The organism is Chryseolinea lacunae (genome assembly GCF_016735595.1).
GTDB lineage: Bacteria > Bacteroidota > Bacteroidia > Cytophagales > Cyclobacteriaceae > Chryseolinea > Chryseolinea lacunae.
On record NZ_JAERRB010000014.1, the window covers coordinates 108,907 to 126,270 of the forward strand.

Annotated in this window: 18 protein-coding genes; 13 read left to right on the forward strand and 5 right to left on the reverse strand. The window is 51.7% G+C overall.

Going from position 1 to position 17,364, the window contains the following annotated elements; genetic code table 11:
* Nucleotides 1–16: 16 nt before the first annotated feature.
* The 5 genes from tamL to JI741_RS28040 form a co-directional block, all read right to left on the reverse strand.
* Nucleotides 17–2,365, reverse strand: coding sequence for a translocation and assembly module lipoprotein TamL (gene tamL / locus JI741_RS28020; protein ID WP_202015342.1), 2,349 nt, complete (start codon nucleotides 2,363–2,365; stop codon nucleotides 17–19).
* Nucleotides 2,349–7,289 (reverse strand): translocation/assembly module TamB domain-containing protein, encoded by a 4,941-nt coding sequence (locus tag JI741_RS28025; RefSeq protein ID WP_202015350.1) that lies wholly within the window; start codon nucleotides 7,287–7,289, stop codon nucleotides 2,349–2,351. Before JI741_RS28025 ends, tamL begins: the two co-directional genes overlap by 17 nt.
* A gap of 144 nt (nucleotides 7,290–7,433) precedes the next feature.
* The gene (locus JI741_RS28030) at nucleotides 7,434–7,637 is read right to left on the reverse strand and encodes a hypothetical protein (RefSeq protein ID WP_202015352.1); all 204 of its coding nucleotides are present in this window, start codon (nucleotides 7,635–7,637) and stop codon (nucleotides 7,434–7,436) included.
* Between the two features lie 75 nt (nucleotides 7,638–7,712).
* Entirely contained in the window at nucleotides 7,713–7,880 is a 168-nt protein-coding gene (locus JI741_RS28035) for a DUF1328 domain-containing protein (RefSeq protein WP_073142241.1), read from the reverse strand.
* Nucleotides 7,881–7,928: 48 nt separating this feature from the next.
* On the reverse strand, nucleotides 7,929–8,381 hold the full coding sequence (locus tag JI741_RS28040; protein ID WP_202015353.1) for a DUF2267 domain-containing protein: 453 nt from the start codon (nucleotides 8,379–8,381) through the stop codon (nucleotides 7,929–7,931).
* Nucleotides 8,382–8,961: 580 nt separating this feature from the next.
* On the opposite strand from JI741_RS28040, the gene JI741_RS28045 reads away from it, so the two are divergent.
* The 13 genes from JI741_RS28045 (at nucleotide 8,962) to JI741_RS28105 (ending at nucleotide 17,354) form a co-directional block, all read left to right on the forward strand.
* On the forward strand, nucleotides 8,962–9,225 hold the full coding sequence (locus JI741_RS28045; protein WP_202015355.1) for a YtxH domain-containing protein: 264 nt from the start codon (nucleotides 8,962–8,964) through the stop codon (nucleotides 9,223–9,225).
* 41 nt (nucleotides 9,226–9,266) lie between these two features.
* Complete coding sequence (locus tag JI741_RS28050; RefSeq protein ID WP_202015358.1) at nucleotides 9,267–9,452, forward strand: CsbD family protein; 186 nt, start codon at nucleotides 9,267–9,269, stop codon at nucleotides 9,450–9,452.
* A gap of 87 nt (nucleotides 9,453–9,539) precedes the next feature.
* Entirely contained in the window at nucleotides 9,540–9,959 is a 420-nt protein-coding gene (locus JI741_RS28055; protein ID WP_202015360.1) for a sll1863 family stress response protein, read from the forward strand.
* Between the two features lie 47 nt (nucleotides 9,960–10,006).
* A complete protein-coding gene (locus tag JI741_RS28060; RefSeq protein WP_500789625.1) occupies nucleotides 10,007–10,657 on the forward strand; it encodes a YiaD family glycine zipper/OmpA-like lipoprotein in 651 nt (216 codons plus the stop codon).
* Between the two features lie 101 nt (nucleotides 10,658–10,758).
* Nucleotides 10,759–11,964: an NAD(P)/FAD-dependent oxidoreductase gene (locus JI741_RS28065; protein ID WP_202015364.1), complete on the forward strand. Its 1,206-nt coding sequence runs from the start codon at nucleotides 10,759–10,761 to the stop codon at nucleotides 11,962–11,964.
* Nucleotides 11,965–11,989: 25 nt separating this feature from the next.
* Nucleotides 11,990–12,475, forward strand: coding sequence for a pyridoxamine 5'-phosphate oxidase family protein (locus JI741_RS28070; RefSeq protein ID WP_202015366.1), 486 nt, complete (start codon nucleotides 11,990–11,992; stop codon nucleotides 12,473–12,475).
* 172 nt (nucleotides 12,476–12,647) lie between these two features.
* A complete protein-coding gene (locus tag JI741_RS28075) occupies nucleotides 12,648–13,232 on the forward strand; it encodes a YciE/YciF ferroxidase family protein (RefSeq protein ID WP_202015368.1) in 585 nt (194 codons plus the stop codon).
* Between the two features lie 219 nt (nucleotides 13,233–13,451).
* Complete coding sequence (locus JI741_RS28080) at nucleotides 13,452–13,784, forward strand: hypothetical protein (protein WP_202015370.1); 333 nt, start codon at nucleotides 13,452–13,454, stop codon at nucleotides 13,782–13,784.
* 14 nt (nucleotides 13,785–13,798) lie between these two features.
* Entirely contained in the window at nucleotides 13,799–14,002 is a 204-nt protein-coding gene (locus JI741_RS28085) for a hypothetical protein (RefSeq protein WP_202015371.1), read from the forward strand.
* Between the two features lie 19 nt (nucleotides 14,003–14,021).
* Complete coding sequence (locus JI741_RS28090; protein WP_202015373.1) at nucleotides 14,022–15,095, forward strand: DNA topoisomerase IB; 1,074 nt, start codon at nucleotides 14,022–14,024, stop codon at nucleotides 15,093–15,095.
* Between the two features lie 73 nt (nucleotides 15,096–15,168).
* On the forward strand, nucleotides 15,169–15,705 hold the full coding sequence (locus tag JI741_RS28095) for a low affinity iron permease family protein (protein ID WP_202015375.1): 537 nt from the start codon (nucleotides 15,169–15,171) through the stop codon (nucleotides 15,703–15,705).
* 114 nt (nucleotides 15,706–15,819) lie between these two features.
* A complete protein-coding gene (locus tag JI741_RS28100) occupies nucleotides 15,820–16,578 on the forward strand; it encodes an MlaE family ABC transporter permease (RefSeq protein ID WP_202015377.1) in 759 nt (252 codons plus the stop codon).
* Nucleotides 16,579–16,598: 20 nt separating this feature from the next.
* A complete protein-coding gene (locus JI741_RS28105) occupies nucleotides 16,599–17,354 on the forward strand; it encodes an ABC transporter ATP-binding protein (protein ID WP_202015526.1) in 756 nt (251 codons plus the stop codon).
* Nucleotides 17,355–17,364: the final 10 nt, after the last annotated feature.

The window sequence follows — 17,364 nt, forward strand, 5'->3', positions numbered from 1 at the left end:
GTTCTGTCGCGAACGGTCAGAACGGATAGCCGATGGCAATGTTGAACACGAGGTTCTGCCCGCGCCAGGTGCTGCTACCAAAATCGATGTCCTTGGCAACCCACCCCGTGGGCTGACGCAGCGGGAAGGCCGTGTCGAAACGCAGCACGAAGAAGCTGAAATCAAAGCGCAACCCAAACCCGGTACCCACCGCCAGTTGGTTCAGAAAGTCGCTTGATATGGCGCTGCCCCTGCGATTGTCTTCCTTCCACAACCAGATGTTGCCGGCGTCGATGAACACGGCTCCCTTCAGCATGCGAATGATGTCGAAACGATATTCAAGGTTTCCTTCCAGCTTGATGTCGCCGCGCTGGTCCACAAACAACTGTCCCTGATACAGCGAGTCTTGTCGCGCATTATACAACCCCGGGCCAATGGAACGCGCCGGGAAAGCACGGATACTGTTGGACCCACCAATGGCAAACTGTTTCACATAGGGCAACGTGGCAGAGTTGCCAAAGGCATAGCCCGCGCCAACAATGAGACGCGAAGCGATTTTGTTGTGCTCATCCAGCTGCCAGTAGTAGCGGAAATCCACATCGCCTTTGACATATTCTGAATAGGGCAGACCAAGAATTTCGTATGGACCATCATTGTCTTTGTCGAACTGTCGTTGCACGGCGTGCAGAAAATTGCCGGCCACATCGGCGTTGCCGTTCAGATAGAAGCTGTGGGTTTTGTAGGTTCTGCGATCATATTGTTGCTGCTGACTTTCCACCAGCTGCGTGTTGAACGTGTAGGAATAGCGGGTGCCCAGGATGAATTGATTCTCAAACGAATTTCGCAGCACAGGATTTTCGGCCAGCAGGTCGTCAAATTGTTGTGACCGCTTGTCGGTGCGCACATAGTTAAGGTCGATGGGATAAAATTCGTGCGACTTCGAAATGGTTTCGCGCCACGTGTAGCCATAGGCTGCGTTGATGGAACTGAGACGATAATAGCCCACACGATTTTGCAGGTTGAAACCTGTTTTGATGACGGTTTTGGGAAGATATTTCCGCGCGCTATAGTCAATGTGTATGGGCGTGATGAAACGCGGAATGGTGAGGCTTGCTTCGGCGCCCAGCTCAAACGAGTTGAGCGGCGTTTGTTGCTGCTTGCTGATCTGAACTTCATAGGCCGTGTTCAGCTTAAGTTGAAACAACTCCGCCCCGCGCAGAAAATTCCGGTTGGTAAACGTCAGCGTCAGTCCGGGTCCAACAAAATTGTTGGATTTGGAAACGCCCTGTATTTCGCCGCGAATCGATTTCTTTTTTAGGGGTGTCAGAAAAACATCGGTGTGCAGGATAGACGAATCCTGGCGTTCTTCCGAAAACTTCACGTTCACAAACTTGAACACGCCCAGGCCCATGAGGTGACTCAGTGTGAGGTCTTGTGCTTCGCGGCTGTAGCGGTCGCCGGGCGTGAGGTTGATCACGTCGGTGATAATTTTTGGACGGAACATGTTTCCTTCATCCACATATTTGTAGCCTTCCACGTCGATCGTTTTCGAAACGCGGTTCACCGAGTCGAGCGAGAGCGCGTAGTTTGGATACACCTTCACTTCGCCGAGCGTGTAGATCTTGCGCGCCCGTGGCGGAATACCTTTCTCCAGCCGCAGGGTCAGGTCCACCTTGTGATCGCCCACCGTGCTGTCGGCTTCAAAGATAAGGTAGCGATCGTCGAAATAATAGAAGCCGAAATCCTTAAGCACTTTTTCAATGCGTTGTTGTTCGGCTTCCATGCGCTGCAGGTCGTAGCGCTGCCGGGGTTCGAGCAACGATTCTTCTTTCAACGTTCGGAAGATGGCCGCATAGGTGCTGTCGCGTCCGGCGGGATAGTTGATTTCGCGGAGGCGATAGGGCCGTGGCAAGTCTACCGTGTAGATCACCTTGCTGTTTTTTTTCTTCGTCTCCACCTTGGCCGTCACGTTCGATTCGAAATAGCCCTGGTTGTTCAACTGTCCGTTCAGCGTTTTGGCTGTGCGTTCGGGCGTGGCATCTTTCAACAACACCGGCGGTTGCCCCAGTTTATTTTTTATAAAACCTCTGATCCCCTTTTTCGATTTGGTGTCGCCGGCAATAAAATAGAACCACACGCCGGGGCGCATTCCGAAAAAGGTGTTGTTGGGTTTGGGATAGATAAACGTTTGAAGATCTTTTCGCAGTGCCTTCCGGCGGCCCACGCGTTTTCCATGCGTGTCGAAATCAATCTCGGCGCCGTTGTAGAACGAATCGCCTTCTTTCAGAAAGCCCGTGGCCGTGCAACCCGTCAACAAAAATGCTGCGAGCACCACAAACCAGCCGGAGGAGGCGAACGTTTTCAGTATGTTATTTCTCCTTTGCATTGTTGGCCTTGAACAGTTCTCGAAGGGTGTCGTAATCTTTTATGTAAATCAAACCGGCGCCGGTTTCCGTCAGTTCGCCGTCAATCATATCGTAGTTGCTGTTTCGGAAGCCGGTGATGCGCAGGCGGCCGTCTTCCGTGATTTTATATTCCAGCGCGAGATCGCCGATGTAGTCGGCAAACGAACTTTGGGATGACGTCTCGCCTTCCACATCCACGTTGCCCGACACTTTCACGATGAGCCGGTTGTTCAGCAAACTTTTTGAAACGCCCAGCTGCACCTCGGTTTGTCCTTCGGCCCGTCCGGACGAATAGTCTTCATACGACTTCACATCGAACGTGAGTTGAACACCCTTGATGTTTTCGGTGAGGCGGTTCAATTGTTCCGTGAGCAACTTGCCCACGCTGTTGCGCGCCGTCGACGAAACATCGGAGCCGCCGCCTTGTGAGGCAAACGGATTGTCGGCGATGAAACGTTTCAGAATCAACAACGCAAACACCTGTTTGTTGAGATCGGACTCGCGCGTGTTGATGTCTTTTATTTGTGCATACACCGCGGGGTCGCGTTTGCCTTCGGGCATGTCGAGCAGGAAGCTGATCTCGGGCGTCATCATGTTGCCTTTAATGATGAGGTAGACCAGGAAGGGCATGCGCTGCCGGGGATCGACAGATCCACCTTGCGCAGAACTTGGCGTGCCCAGTTCTGCAGGCGATGTCTCCACGGCATAGATGGCGCGAATGTCCATGAGCGGAGTCAGCGGGTCGCCCTGCCAGGTGATGCTGCTTCCTTTCTCGATTTTGAAATCACGTTTCACAAGTTTATAGAACGACAGGTTATAGGACCCTTCGGAGATTTCGTATTGTCCCGTCAACTGCATGTTGCCCGTGGGGTCGATGTCGAGCGTGAGGGTGGAGTTGCCCTTCACGGTAAGTTTGTCGCCGGCGATGGGATCGATCACGATGTTGAGGTCTTCTTTGTCAGACAGTTCAATGTTGGCCGTCAGTTCGATTCCTTTGAACCGCGACTTCACCGTGTCTTTCGGGTTGATGGCCTTGAGGAACGGATCGTTTTCAGCATCGCGATCCACGAAGACCACAATGCCTTTTTGTTCCAGCACACCCTTCTCCGACTGTGGCACAATGTAGGTGAAGCTGCTACCGTCGGTGATGCTCACGTCGGCGCGCACGTTGGGCACGTTCAGGTTGCCCGTGATGCGGGCGCGCAGGTCTATGCCCACTTTGCCAAAGAAAAGATCGTTGTCGTCTTCGGTGGTGTTGATGAGCTGGAAGTCGGAAGCGTTCAGGTTCAGGTCGAGGTCGAAGTCGGAATACGATTTTGTTTTGATCATTCCCTGAAGCGATGCCGTGTTGTTGTTCTCGTCCAGGATGCGAAAGTTGCGCAGTTCAATGCCATCTTCTGTAAACGACAACCTTTCGTCTTTCAGCACAAATTTGCTGTTGACAAACGCAGGCACAAACGCAGCTTCTTCAAAATGAAGCTCACCCCGAATGGACGGGCTCGAAGGATTGCCGGTGATGGCGATGTCGCCATTCATACGCCCCGAAGCATTTTTCAATTGCTTGCCCGACAGCGGTTCCACAATGGCGAGGTTGGTGATGTCGATCGTCGTCTTTAGGTTAATGTCGGGTGCGTCTTCGTCGGGGGTGTAGGTTCCGTTCACGGCCAGCTTTGCTTCCTTGCCCGTCACACGCACGTCTACCAGATAGGGCTTGGCGGTGCGCGCCACATTCAACGCAAGGTCGCCCCACAACTGTCCAAATATTTTTAACTCCTGAATGGTGAGTGTTGACTTAAACGCCCCTTGTCCGGCAAGTTTGAAGTCGCCGTTCATTAATCCTTCGGCGGGTGTGATGCCTTCCACGAGGCTGGTGATGTTGGGAAGGTTAAGATCTTTGAACACCACCGAGAGGGTTGAGTCGGTTGCGCTTTTGGTGATGAGCGATATTTTTTCGTTTATGTTGGTAAGCGAAAAGTTATGCGCCACCAGTCCCTTCCGGGTGAAACGCAAGGCGTTGTCGGCAGGCGCTTCCCAGGGCCAGTAGTTTAACACCACTTCACTGGGCAGCAAATGAAACTGGAATGTTTTTTTAAGACTATAGAACGCGCCCCCAAAAACATACTTTTCTTTTTGAAGCGAGTCGAGCAGCGTGAACTTGGTGCGAATGGAGTCGCTGGCCACTTTGCCCGAGAGTGACACCGCCGAAATGTGAAGCGAGTCCACGCGCAAATCGCGCACACGCAAACCATAGTCAAACGATTTGGCGTTAGACGTTGCCAGAAAACTCACCGAGTCCACGCTCACCGCAGAATATTTCACTTTGGCAAAATTCACTCGCAGGTCCAGCTTATACTTCTCACTGTCGAACTCGCCCGAAATTTCGCCTGGCACAAACGGATCGAGTTCGGGGAATATAATTTCCGTGAGCAGGTCGGTGTTCTTCAGGACCAGCGAGAATTTAAAATTCTGGGGCACGGTCGGCCGCTTTGTGTAGAGCGTGTCTTGCAGGGAAAAATAGCGGTTGAAGTGATGCGTCAACACCTCGGGTAGACTATAGAGATTGATGGTGCCTTTGAAGTCGCCCGAGAGGATGTCGGAGCGAATGGAGATCTCACTTTCCCCCCGTTGATCGATAGACGCAAACAGCAGCGAGTCTACGCGATAGAGCGAAGTGCCATTGAAGATGGCAACCTTGCGGATGTCGAGATTTCCGTTGAGCACTTTGAAGTCGGATGTCGCCAGCTTCACGTCCAGTGTGCCGCGCGCGCGCAGGGGGCGTTCAGAAAGGCGAAGCGCCTGGAAATCTGCGTTCTCCAGGGCAAACACGATGTTATACTCAGGCACCTTGTCGGTATAATCGAAATCGCCTTTCAGATTGAAACTGAGATTTTTGTCGTTGAGCTTTGCGTTGCCCGAAAAGAAATATTTTTTTAACGAGCCGTTCACGATGAAGTCGCGATAGGTGTAGCCGCCGTAAGCAAAGTCGGCGATGCGCACATCCACGCTCGTGTTCAGCGTCTCCATCGACAGCCCGGAGCCTTTGGCGCTGGCCGTCATGTTCAGCTTGCCCATGGCGTTTTGCTTCAGCAGTTTGCCGAGGGCGAAGTCTTTCACCAGCACCTTGCCGTCGTAGCGTTCGCGTTTCTTTTGGCTGTCGAGATCCATGCGGGCATTCACCGCCACATTGCCGAAAGCCGTTGCCAGCAAAGCATCCACATGTGGTGTTTGCAGCGAGCCATTCATTTTCCCCGTCAGCTTCAACCATTCGGGAATGGCGATAGACGACGGAAGCATGCGCTTGGGCACCACCGTTTGTATGTCAACCGCGGTGGTGTAAAATTCTTGTAAGGTGAGGCGCATCTCAACCTTGTCCATATCGGGCAGTCCGACCACCGTGCCCGACGCCTTCAAGGATGTTTTCGACAGTGTGTTCAATGCAAGCTTTTCGATGGAAAGATCCTTCACCTTTCCTTGCGCCACGGCGCTTATGGTTACCGTTGTGTTGGGAGGAATATCCAAGGGCAGACTGTCGGCCAGCGCGGGATAAAAATACAATACGTCCCGCACGGCAAGCGTGGCATTGCGCAGGTTCAGGTTTACAGTGGCTTCAGGATAGGTCTGCCCCAAGGAAGCCAGCGAAGCGAACTGTGCCGACGCCTTCAGCGAAACGATGCTCTCGGGCGATTGGAAATAAAAGTCCTTTACCTCCAATGCCTTGTCGGTCAACGAAAAATTTGTCTTCAGGGCAGTCACCCCAAAGCCGCTCTTTTCCTGAAATGAAATGTTTTTAATGTCGCCGCCAAAGGTGTTGTCGGCGTAACGAAGATCTTCGGCTTCACCGTTGAGGCGGGTCACCCACAAGTGCGCGAAGTCCATTCCCTGGGGCTGAAGCGGTTTGCGGAAGTCGTGATATTGAACGTTGTTGTTGGCCAGCGATAGCGATTTCACACTCACGTCCCAGGGCGCGGAAGCGGTGGAATCGGTTTGCTCGGGTTGGGATGGCTTTTTAGCGGAGGCTTCGGTTGCCGCCTGGTGATAGGCAATGAAGGTGTCGGAAAGGGAGAACTCATCCACCGCGATGTGCTGGGTGTTCAGGTCCATGGCGTCGATGGCCACCTGCAATTCGCCCAGGTTCAGGTGCAGGCGTTGGCCAAGCACGGTGTGGTTGTAGTCGGCGGCAATGTCTTTCAACGTCACTTCTTCAATGGTGATCACAAAAGGATGCTCGGGTGGAGCGACCGCTGCCACGGTGGGGGTGGACGGTGGGGCAGACTTGGTTTGCTCCATGCGGGCCTGAACATGCTGCAGGTCTATGGAGTTGATTTTTACAGTAGGACCGTTCAGGTCAAATTCATCCAGGTCCACGTCGAGCATGCCGAGATCCAGGTCCACGTCGTTGCCGGTCAGCTTGTCGTGATACGAGAACTGAATTTGCTTCAGCGCAAGCTGTCCGACCGTAAAAGTCCAGGGCGTGCTTTGGGTTGTGTCGGGCACGGCCGTGCTGTCGCCGGCGAAGGCATCGACAATGAAGGTGAAGTTAAAAGCGCTGTCCTGGGCTGCACGCTTAATGTGGCCGGTGGCGTTTTCGAGCGACACGCCGCTGAGGTTGATTTCGTTTTGGGTGAGGGCCCACAGGTCGGTGTTCACGGAAAGCTCACCGGCATAGAGCAATGTGTCTTTTGCCTGGTCTTCCACATACAGACCTTCCAGAACAATTCTTTTAGGGAACGACAGGCTGATGTGTGCCAGTCGCACTTCGGTGCCGATTTTGTTTTTGAGGAAACTTACGGCCTTGTCGGTGAGTTTATGTTGAACGTAGGGAATCTGAATGGCGAGGGCCAGCACCAGGAGCAGGGCCACAATCGATAGAACGATCCAGCCGATGATCTTTAAAGCCCTGATCATATATTTGCGGAGCGGCCACTGCGTGAGCATTCAAGGTAGAGTTAAACTTCGAGCTTCATTTTCCGGGAGCGGATCATCCCAAACGTTCTCCAGCCTTTCACAACAGGTCCGCTCACCGACGCGCTATTCATCCTAAACTAACGATCAGGACGAAGGATTATTCTTGCGTTTTTTTGTGCGCTTGCGCAATATACCACCTCTACGCTCACTTTCCAGTGCTTCGTGCACAATATCCTCTTCGCGTGGATCATTGGTGCTGTAGTTCAACCGAGTTGCCGAAGCGTAGGGAGCAAAGCCGCGCTTGTCTTCCTGGTTGGGATGGTGCTGTATGCGTGCTGCGTTTTTCATAATTTTTGTAGAGAGATAAAACCAAAATCCCGGCGCACATTTTTTATGCACCGGGACTTTCGGGATTGTTCTTTGTCATCGCTTGAAGATGCTGGCGCCAAACACCAGCGACAGTACGAACAGTACCAGGAAGATGAAGAACAAAACTTTTGCAATGGCGGCAGCACCTGCTGCAATTCCACCAAATCCGAAGACGGCGGCAACCAGGGCAATGATGAGGAATGTGACGGTCCAGCGTAACATAGTGATTAAAGTTTAGTGGTTTATGATTTTATGTGAGGATGATTTTTTTTAGGCCGCATCCTCAATAGCAGCCTGTTTCAATTCTTGTGTGAGGGGATAGTGCAGGACGTTGAGCCCGATGATGCCGAAAAACTTGTCAAGCTTCCGGAGCACAACAATCACAGCGTTGAGGGCGTCTACTTCTGATGAGAAAAGCGTGCCCGACGATTTTTTGTCTTGTTGATAAATTTCGTCCACCAATTCATCCAGGTGTTTGATGGAGTTCTGCTCTTCTTCGTAGCGCCAGTTGGTTACGAAGAGCAGTTGGAACAGGCTTGGCATTTTTTTGATGAACGCCGATGCCTGATCGTGCGAGAAGGATTTGCGCAACTGCGACAGCACCGCGCGAACCAGTTTAACAATTTTTTGAGTGGAGTGTGCGCCGAGATCGTTCTTGATTTCACGAAAGAACTTCACAGCTTGTTCTTCACGGTTTACGGTATTCTCTGTGATGGTTGTCATGTGTACTAGGTTTGGGTTTGGATGATGAACCTTTTCACGGAGGGAGTAATACATCTTCGTACCAAAACCAAAACCTCGATTTTTTTGAAATTTCAGGCCTTTACAGGGTAGAGTTGTGGAATTAAATGCCCGTGCAGGGGCAACCGTGGTCTATGGATGAAACAGTTTTTCCACAACGTGATCTATGGCCACAACGACAAAAAAGTAGCATGATCGTGGAGGGACGAGAGGTTGACGAAGCGGACGCTTCTCTGGCTTATCACGTCGTCTGTTTTGTAAACGTATCGAGCCTTCGGGCGTTTGGTTAGTGTTGGTTATACAATGGTAAGTAGCATCAGAGCATTAGGGATATGCGTTGAGTAAGACACTGTTTTTTGTGCTCGCTTCCGTTTTGTTCTGGCGACTTCACGGCCCATTGTGTGGAGATCGCTACACGCTTGACCGGCCGTTGATGGAAGCTATAGTGGTTTTGCAGACTGTTTGGAGGATTGGCATAATGTTTTCATCGGGTGAGTCAAATGTTTTGTCGCACGATGAGACGGAAAAAAATAAAATTACCACACTAAAAACATTTCATGCCATGAAAGATCCAAAGAGTTTGATAGGCGGCTTCGTTGCAGGCGCAGCCTTGGGCATCGCCGCCGGAATTTTGCTGGCGCCCGATTCGGGTAAAAGCACCCGCAAAAAAATTGTTGACGGATCACTGAAGATGAAAGATGATCTGATGAACACGGTAGACGTATCGCTGGATAATATCCGGAAACAATTCAACTCCCGGATCGATCAACTGGCCAGAAGTGGCAAGTCGACTATCGACGAAACTTCTGAGAAGGTGAAAGTCTAGAACACGAAAAACAATTGTTACACTTTTAAACAACAACTCTTATGAACAAGCTGTCAATAAAAGGAACCTGGAACGAGGCGAAGGGTAAACTTAAACAAAAGTATGGCGAACTTACCGACGACGATCTGACCTTCGCCGAAGGCAAGGAAGACGAGCTGATTGGCCGTCTGCAAAAACGACTGGGCAAAACCAAAGACGAAGTCCGCAAGGAACTTGAATCGATCTAGCCCACACGCAAACTGAAAATTCCGGAAGTGGGTGAGGCCCGCCTCATCCACTTCTTTGAACACCCCCAAAACTAATCTCTGAAAAAAATGAAACGATTCGTATGTATGCTCGCGATCGCCGGAAGTGCGGCCGCGTTTTATCAGTGCAGCCCTTCTTCTGAAAAGAAAGTGAACGACGCACAGGAAGAAGTAAAGAAAGACATCAGCAAGGAAAAAGAGGAAGTGACGAAAAATCTTCAGTCACTTCGTGACGATATAAACGGCCGGCTCGACAAGATCACCGCCAAACTGGAAAGTACCAAGACCGAAGGCAAAGTGCAGCTGGAGGAAGCAAAACAAAACCTGATTCAGCAACGCGACCGCGTGCAAAGTGCGCTCGACGACATCGACAAGTCGTCTGAAACTTCGTGGGACGATATCCAGCAACGCGCCCGCAACACGGCCGATGATGTGAAGATCGAATGTCAGCGTCTCGGCGATCAGATTGAAGCTGCATTAAAAGACTAATATCTAGCATGGAAAACAAGATAAAAACATTCGTTGCAGCACTCATGATGTTTGTGGTGGTGCTGGCTACACAATTTTTTGTAGGATGCCAGGCTTCCAACACCACAAAGGGCGGTGCCATTGGTGCCGGCGTGGGTGGAGCCATTGGCGGCGTGATCGGTCATCAGTCCGATAACACGGTGGTGGGCGCCATCATCGGCGCTGCCGTGGGTGGCACAGCCGGCGCGCTTATTGGTCGCCACATGGACAAGCAGGCCGAAGAACTGAAGAATGATTTGAAGGGCGCACGCGTGCAACGTGTGGGCGAAGGTATCCTCATCACGTTCGACTCAGGTTTGCTGTTCGATGTGAACTCTGCGGGATTGCAGCCTGCCACAAAAGCCAACCTCACGGAGCTGGCCAAGACCCTCAACAAGTATGATGACACCAACATTCTCATTGAAGGGCACACCGACAGCAGTGGCGAAGATGCCTATAACCAAACCCTCTCCGAAAAGCGCGCAAATTCTGTGGAAGCATTTCTCGGCGAGCAGGGTGTAAGCACAGGCCGTGTCACCACCAAAGGCTATGGCGAAAAACAACCGCTGCAAGGCAACGACACCGACGCGGGCCGTCAGGCAAACCGTCGTGTGGAAGTGGCCATCTATGCCAACAAGGAAATGAAGAAGCTGGCCAAGAACGGTCAGCTCGGTGAATAAAAACCGTTAGGCTATTCTCTCGCGAAGGGTTATGCATGCATAGCCTTTCGCTTGGTGTTACCTTTTACGTATTGCCCACCCCGACTGAACTTGTTTTACCGATGACACTTCGATCGAAAGAAACCTACTGGCTGCTGAAGAACGGCTTATTGCAATCCTATCCCTCACTGCGCACCGACATATCGTGCGACGTGCTGGTGGTGGGGGGTGGCATCACCGGCGCACTGCTGGCCTGTCAGCTCTCCGGCGAAGGTTATAAAACTGTGCTCATCGACAAACGTGACGTTTCGCTGGGAAGCACAAGTGCCACCACGGCGCTCCTGCAATATGAAATTGATGAACCCCTCTATTCGCTGAAGAAAAAAGTGGGCGACGCGGTGGCTATTGAAAGCTATCGCGAAGGCATTGAAGCCATTAAGCGATTGGGCACGCTGGTGAGTACGCTGGGAATTGACTGCGGTTTCAAAACACAACGCAGTCTCTACATTGCCCATAAGCCGAAGGATGCGAAATGGCTGGTCGATGAATGCCGGCATCGCGCCGATGCCGGCATACACGTGCAATGGCTGCCAAAAGAAACGTTGGAAAACGACTTTGGTGTTCAGGGTCACGGGGCCATTCTTTCTGAAAATGCTGCGAGTGTTGACGGCTACAGCCTGGCGCATGGTCTTCTGGCTTATGCCGTGAAGCACTGCGGTCTTGAAATTTATGATCACACCGAGCTGTCGTGGGTGAAGTTCGACAAGCGCAAGAACATAGCGGGCACGGCGCACAACAACGTGATCACCTCGCAATACATTGTGTATGCCACTGGCTATGAGTCGCTGCCCATCGTGAAGGACAAGGTTGCCACGTTGCACAGCACCTATGCGATTGTGAGCGAGCCGCTCGATAGCCTTCCGGGCATTTTGACCGACACGCTCTTGTGGGATACGCAGGACCCTTACCTATATGTTCGCAGCACACCCGACAATCGGATTTTGATTGGCGGAGGCGACGAAAAGTTCAAGAACGCTACGCTGCGCGACAGCCTGATGGATCGAAAGGAAAAGGAACTGCTGAAAAGCTTTGAACGACTGATGCCCGGTGTGTCCATCATTCCGGACTTTAGCTGGGCAGGAACATTCGGCATCACCGCCGACGCGCTGCCCTTCATTGGCGAGCATCCGGATTTTCCGCAGAGCTATTTCGTGCTGGGCTTTGGCGGCAACGGCATCACGTTTAGCGTGATGGGCATGCAGATGATATCGGATGCCATGGCCGGACGACCAAACCGGTTTCTGGAATATTTCAGGTTTAGAAGATGAACGGTATAAAATTGTAAAACGCACCATGGAAAATTACATCGAGAAGTTGAGAGCGCTCATCGGCAAATGCCGGGTTGGCATGCTGGGCACCGTCGAAAAAAATGATCACCTCCAGTTTCGCCCCATGTCGCATGTTGATATGGATGAGGCAGGCAACCTTTGGTTTTTCACGGCCGTCAATTCCGAAAAATCAGAGTCTGTCAAAAAACATTCTTCCGTGCAGTTAACGTATGCGTGCGAAACAGAAAGCACTTATGTCAGCATTCACGGCTCAGCCCACCTCAGCACGAACAAAGGCAAAATGCGCGAGCTGTTCAACGCCTACATCCGCGCGTGGTTTCCAAAAGGACTTGACGATCCGAACATCGCCTTGCTGGTGGTTCGCCCGCTGGAAGTGGAATATTGGGTGAGCGACGAAAACAAAATCCTCACCTATGCTCAGCTTACAGAACATGTGGCAGACAACGGTTCGACCCCCGTGGGAACAAGTCATGGAAAGATGCATGCCTGACAATGCGTTGGTGCATACCACACGTGGGCATGCAGATGCTCACGTGTGGAATATAGTGCGCAGCCCTCCATTCATTTAGCCGCGCAATCGGCCTCTGTTGCATGGTATCAATTTTGTCGACCTCCTTACCATCAACTATCCAATGTCAAAAACTTCCAAAAACACTCGCGCTATGAAAACAATAACCAAGAAAACCGGAAAGGCTACCGCCGCCTCGCAAGCCGTGGCCAAAAAGAAAACCATCAAGTCGTCGAAAGAAAACCTGGAAGATATTTTCGAGGATCTTTTGAAAGACATCTACTGGGCCGAGAAACATCTCACCAAGGCTCTTCCGAAAATGGCGAAGGCCGCCTTCAACGACGAGTTGAAGACCGCATTCACCGACCACCTGGAAGAAACCAAGATGCATATCGATCGACTCGAAAAATGTTTTGAGCTGCTTGAGAAAAAAGCTGTTGCCAAAAAATGCGAAGCCATGGAAGGCCTCGTGAAAGAAGGTGAAGAGGCCATCGAAGATCACGACGAAGGTCATGCCCGCGATGCCGCCCTTATTGCTGCCGCGCAAAAAGTGGAGCACTATGAAATTTCCGCCTATGGAACCTTGCGCACCATGGCCACCGTGCTCGGAAAGGTTCAGTGCGTGCAATTGCTGGAAGAAACCAAGGACGAAGAGGCAAGTGCCGACGAGAAGCTTACGCACCTGGCCGAAAAAATAAATCAACTGGCCGCCCAGTTGCAGGAAGAAGAGGTAGAGTAGGCATTAGCACAGGGGGATACTCCTGGTGAAAGAGGTTCCGGTATGGAACCTCTTTTTTTTGTCCGATCGCGAAGAGACGATAGTGTGTATGCCCGGATTCTTTTGCCCGCCGGGTGTGGAATGGTTGCCCCGCTTTTTTGTGAAACACCCTCCTAAACCTGCGTTTTTGCGTTGGCAGGGTTTTTTATATAGACCTCCTAAAACAACAACATTATGGATATGAGAAGTAATTCCACCGAAAAAATGTCGACCCTGATGGAGCGGACAAACCAGGCGACAAAGGAAGGCTACACGGAGAACTTTAAAGTCATCAGCGGACGCCTCACAAACACCGACGAAGAACAATTCTATACACCCGAAGAAGTGCACATCGTGAACTTTCACCGCTTTGAGGGATACTCTGATCCCAACGACAATTCCATTCTCTACCTCATCGAAACTACCGACGGCAGCAAAGGCCAACTCATCGATGCTTATGGCGCCTATGCAGACGCCAAACTGTCTGCGTTTATACACGATGTGGAGAACATCCAAAAACAAACCAAACACTAGCAAACACGCTTGCCATGACACGCTTCAATTCACGGATGGGAGATATGCAACTGCGGCGCCGCGCCGAACACCCCATGATTTCAGTGCACCGCGGCGCCTATGCTTTTCTGCACAACGACTACCTCACCGTGTTGAACGCGTCGTGGACGCTAAGCCTTTCTGTTTTTTTCCGCCTCACCGGAACGCATACCCCAGACACCATCGACCACAACGACTGACATACCTATGGTCCATCCCATGCCTATTCCCCTCACACGAACCGAATCGTTAAAGATTCATCGTAACTATAAACGCGCCGCTGCCGTGGCCAGCCTGCAGCATGTGAACGACGGCATGCCCGGCATTGCCCGCGTGAAAAAAGGCACGGGCTTTTCCTATGTGTTTGGCAGTGCCTCCGTGAAAAACAAGGACCTGCTGGCCCGCATAAAAAAACTCGCCATCCCGCCCGCCTGGACAAAGGTGTGGATTTGTCCACAGGACAATGGCCACATTCAGGCAACCGGCTATGATGTGCGCGGGCGAAAACAATATCGCTATCATGCACAATGGGACACGGTGCGCAATCAAACCAAGTTTCATCACCTCTACGAATTTGGCAAAGCCCTGCCCGCGTTGCGCCGGCAAATTGAACACGACATCTGCACGCCACGCCTCACCAAAGAAAAAGTGATGGCCACCGTGGTGAGCCTGATGGAACGCACCTTCATTCGCATCGGCAGCGCCGAATATGAAAAGCTCTATGGCTCCTATGGCCTCACCACGTTGAAAGACGGGCATGTGAACATCAACGGTGCCACCTTGAAATTCTCCTTCAAAGGAAAGAAGGGTGTCTTTCACACCATCACTCTAAAGAACAAACGGCTGGCCCGCATCGTGAAAGCCTGTCGCGACATTCCCGGCAAGGAACTGTTTCAGTATATTAATGATGAGGGTGTGCGCTGCTCTATCGATTCGGGCATGATCAACGCCTATATCAAAGACGCTTCGGGCAAAGACTTCTCGGCAAAAGACTTCCGCACCTGGGCCGGCACGCTGTCTATTCTCAATTCGTTCAACGCTATCGGCGAAGCCGCCACCCAAACTCAGGCCAAGAAGAATGTGTTGCAGGCTTTGGATGAAGTGAGCGTTAAACTGGGCAATACCCGCACGGTGTGTCGCAAGTATTATGTGCATCCCCAAATTATTTTGATGTACGAAGAAAACCGCCTTCAAAAATATCTTTCACAACTCGACGACGCAGAGACGTGCAATAGCCAGGTGGACCACACCCAGGAAGAGAAGCTGCTCATGCGTATTCTTCGCAACGTGTGACTTTGGCAAACGCATAGGGAATATCCGGCACCGTGACTAATTTAGGCGAAGCCAAACGCTTAAATATCACGCCATGAAAACGCCCGATGCAACACCTGCCGAACAAGAATCGGTAAACGAATTTCCCATCGCCTCTATCAAAAAATCCTCGAAGCTGTTCGATCGGGTTTCGAAAGTGGTGACCCGTGCGGCCGGAAGACCTGCCACGTCCGTCATCGCGTTCAGCATCATTTTTATCTGGGCCACTACCGGCCCGCTCTTTCACTACTCCGACACGTGGCAACTGGTCATTAACACCGGCACCACCATCATTACCTTTCTCATGGTGTTTGTGATTCAGCAATCGCAGAACCGCGACATGCTGGCATTGCAAATGAAGCTGAACGAGCTCATCGCCTGTCAGGAAAATGCCAGCAACCGTCTGGTGGATGTGGAAGACCTGACCGAAGAGGAACTCGAAGTCCTGAAGAAATTTTACATCAAACTGTCGACGCTGGCCTATAAGGAGAAAGATTTGTTCAGCTCGCACTCTATAGACGACGCACTTCGGGTACACACCGACAAGCGCAAGCGCAAATCGCCGGCCACAAAGAAGGAACGTGGGGAATAAACTCCACAGTGCTTCGCGGTTTTCAATACCAACCGCGCGTGAAATGCATTTCTGAAGGGATGTTTATCTGGCACATTATTTCTCTGTGTCTGCTGCACGAAACCCCTTCAGTGAATGAAAGTAAAGAAGTTTTTAATCGGGCTGGCCGATGTGTTCCGGTTTATCAAGCGGTTCTTCAAAGAGGTGTTCTATCCTCCATTTGAAATAAAGGAGACGCTGCGCCAGTGTTTTTTGCTGGGCAACCGTTCGCTCTTTCTGATATTGTTCACATCTTTTCTGGCGGGCATCGTGTTCACCAAGCAATCGCGACCTTCGCTCGCATCGTTTGGTGCGGAGTCGTGGCTGCCATCGCTGGTGTCGCAGGCGGTGGTGCGGTCGCTGGGGCCGCTCATCACGGGGCTGATATGCGCTGGCAAGCTGGGGTCGAACATCGGCGCCGAGCTGGCCAGCATGCAGGTGTCGGAACAGATCGACGCCATGGAGGTGTCGGGCACACGTCCCTATGCCTATCTGGTGGTGAGTCGCGTATTGGCTACAACCTTGATGCTGCCGCTGTTGGTGGTGTTTGCCGACATCGTGGCGCTGTTGGGATCTTATCTTATGGTGAACGGCATCAACGGCACCAGCTTTACCTTATACTTTAACGAAGTGTCGGCTGTAGTGACCTACCTCGACATATTTTCATCGCTTATCAAATCGGCATTCTTTGGCTTTGCCATTGGCATTGTGGGAAGCTATGCAGGCTATCATTCAGAAAAAGGAACAACGGGTGTGGGCAAGGCGGCCAACACGGCTGTGGTGGTGTCGATGATTTTTATTTTCGTGATCGACCTGGCCTCGTTGCAAATCATTAATCTCTTCCGCGTCCAATGAGAACAGAAACCGACATCATAATGCCCGCTCCATCCCAACCCCGCGGCAATGCCGTGGTGGAGGTGCGCCATGTGTCAAAAAGCTTTGGCGACCGCGAAGTGCTGGTGGATTTCAACCTCGATCTTTTCGAGCGCGAAAACCTGGTGATCCTGGGCAAGTCGGGCACCGGCAAATCGGTGGCCATTAAAATTATGGTAGGCTTGCTGAAGCCCGACAGTGGCACCGTGAACGTGCTGGGCTATGATGTGCCCACCCTTTCCACAAAAGAGCTGAACGCGCTGCGATTGCAGGTGGGTTTCTCTTTTCAGGGCAGCGCGCTCTATGACTCGATGACGGTGCGCGAAAACCTGGAGTTTCCCTTGAAGCGAAACCTCGGCATTTACAACCGCAGCGAACTGGACGAGAAGGTGATGTCGGCGTTGAAAGATGTGGGCCTGGAATCGGCAAGCAACCTGAGCCCCGCCGAACTCTCGGGTGGCATGAAAAAACGCATTGGCATCGCACGAACACTCATCCTGAACCCGAAGATCATGCTCTACGACGAACCTACCGCAGGGCTCGATCCCGTGACCAGCAGCGAAATTAACGAACTGATTTTGAGCGTGCGCGATAAGTACAACACCTCTTCCATCATCATCACGCACGACATCAGCTGTGCCCGCGAAACCTCCGACCGCATTGTCGGCTTGTTCGACGGTCGCAACAAAGTGGAAGGAACATTCGATGAACTGAAAAAACAAAATAACGAGGAACTCAAACCCTTCTTTAATTATTAAAACCATTTGT

Excerpts from the sequence above, each read along its gene's own strand:
- JI741_RS28080 (WP_202015370.1), top strand. The coding sequence starts at position 13,452 with ATGAGAAGTAATTCCACCGAAAAAATGTCGACCCTGATGGAGCGGACA.
- JI741_RS28105 (WP_202015526.1), top strand. The coding sequence starts at position 16,599 with ATGCCCGCTCCATCCCAACCCCGCGGCAATGCCGTGGTGGAGGTGCGC.
- JI741_RS28090 (WP_202015373.1), top strand. The coding sequence starts at position 14,022 with ATGCCTATTCCCCTCACACGAACCGAATCGTTAAAGATTCATCGTAAC.
- JI741_RS28060 (WP_500789625.1), top strand. The coding sequence starts at position 10,007 with ATGTTTGTGGTGGTGCTGGCTACACAATTTTTTGTAGGATGCCAGGCT.
- JI741_RS28070 (WP_202015366.1), top strand. The coding sequence starts at position 11,990 with ATGGAAAATTACATCGAGAAGTTGAGAGCGCTCATCGGCAAATGCCGG.
- JI741_RS28030 (WP_202015352.1), bottom strand. The coding sequence starts at position 7,637 with ATGAAAAACGCAGCACGCATACAGCACCATCCCAACCAGGAAGACAAG.
- JI741_RS28045 (WP_202015355.1), top strand. The coding sequence starts at position 8,962 with ATGAAAGATCCAAAGAGTTTGATAGGCGGCTTCGTTGCAGGCGCAGCC.
- JI741_RS28100 (WP_202015377.1), top strand. The coding sequence starts at position 15,820 with ATGAAAGTAAAGAAGTTTTTAATCGGGCTGGCCGATGTGTTCCGGTTT.
- JI741_RS28065 (WP_202015364.1), top strand. The coding sequence starts at position 10,759 with ATGACACTTCGATCGAAAGAAACCTACTGGCTGCTGAAGAACGGCTTA.
- JI741_RS28085 (WP_202015371.1), top strand. The coding sequence starts at position 13,799 with ATGACACGCTTCAATTCACGGATGGGAGATATGCAACTGCGGCGCCGC.
- JI741_RS28055 (WP_202015360.1), top strand. The coding sequence starts at position 9,540 with ATGAAACGATTCGTATGTATGCTCGCGATCGCCGGAAGTGCGGCCGCG.
- JI741_RS28050 (WP_202015358.1), top strand. The coding sequence starts at position 9,267 with ATGAACAAGCTGTCAATAAAAGGAACCTGGAACGAGGCGAAGGGTAAA.
- JI741_RS28035 (WP_073142241.1), bottom strand. The coding sequence starts at position 7,880 with ATGTTACGCTGGACCGTCACATTCCTCATCATTGCCCTGGTTGCCGCC.
- JI741_RS28040 (WP_202015353.1), bottom strand. The coding sequence starts at position 8,381 with ATGACAACCATCACAGAGAATACCGTAAACCGTGAAGAACAAGCTGTG.
- JI741_RS28095 (WP_202015375.1), top strand. The coding sequence starts at position 15,169 with ATGAAAACGCCCGATGCAACACCTGCCGAACAAGAATCGGTAAACGAA.
- JI741_RS28025 (WP_202015350.1), bottom strand. The coding sequence starts at position 7,289 with ATGATCAGGGCTTTAAAGATCATCGGCTGGATCGTTCTATCGATTGTG.
- JI741_RS28075 (WP_202015368.1), top strand. The coding sequence starts at position 12,648 with ATGAAAACAATAACCAAGAAAACCGGAAAGGCTACCGCCGCCTCGCAA.
- tamL (WP_202015342.1), bottom strand. The coding sequence starts at position 2,365 with ATGCAAAGGAGAAATAACATACTGAAAACGTTCGCCTCCTCCGGCTGG.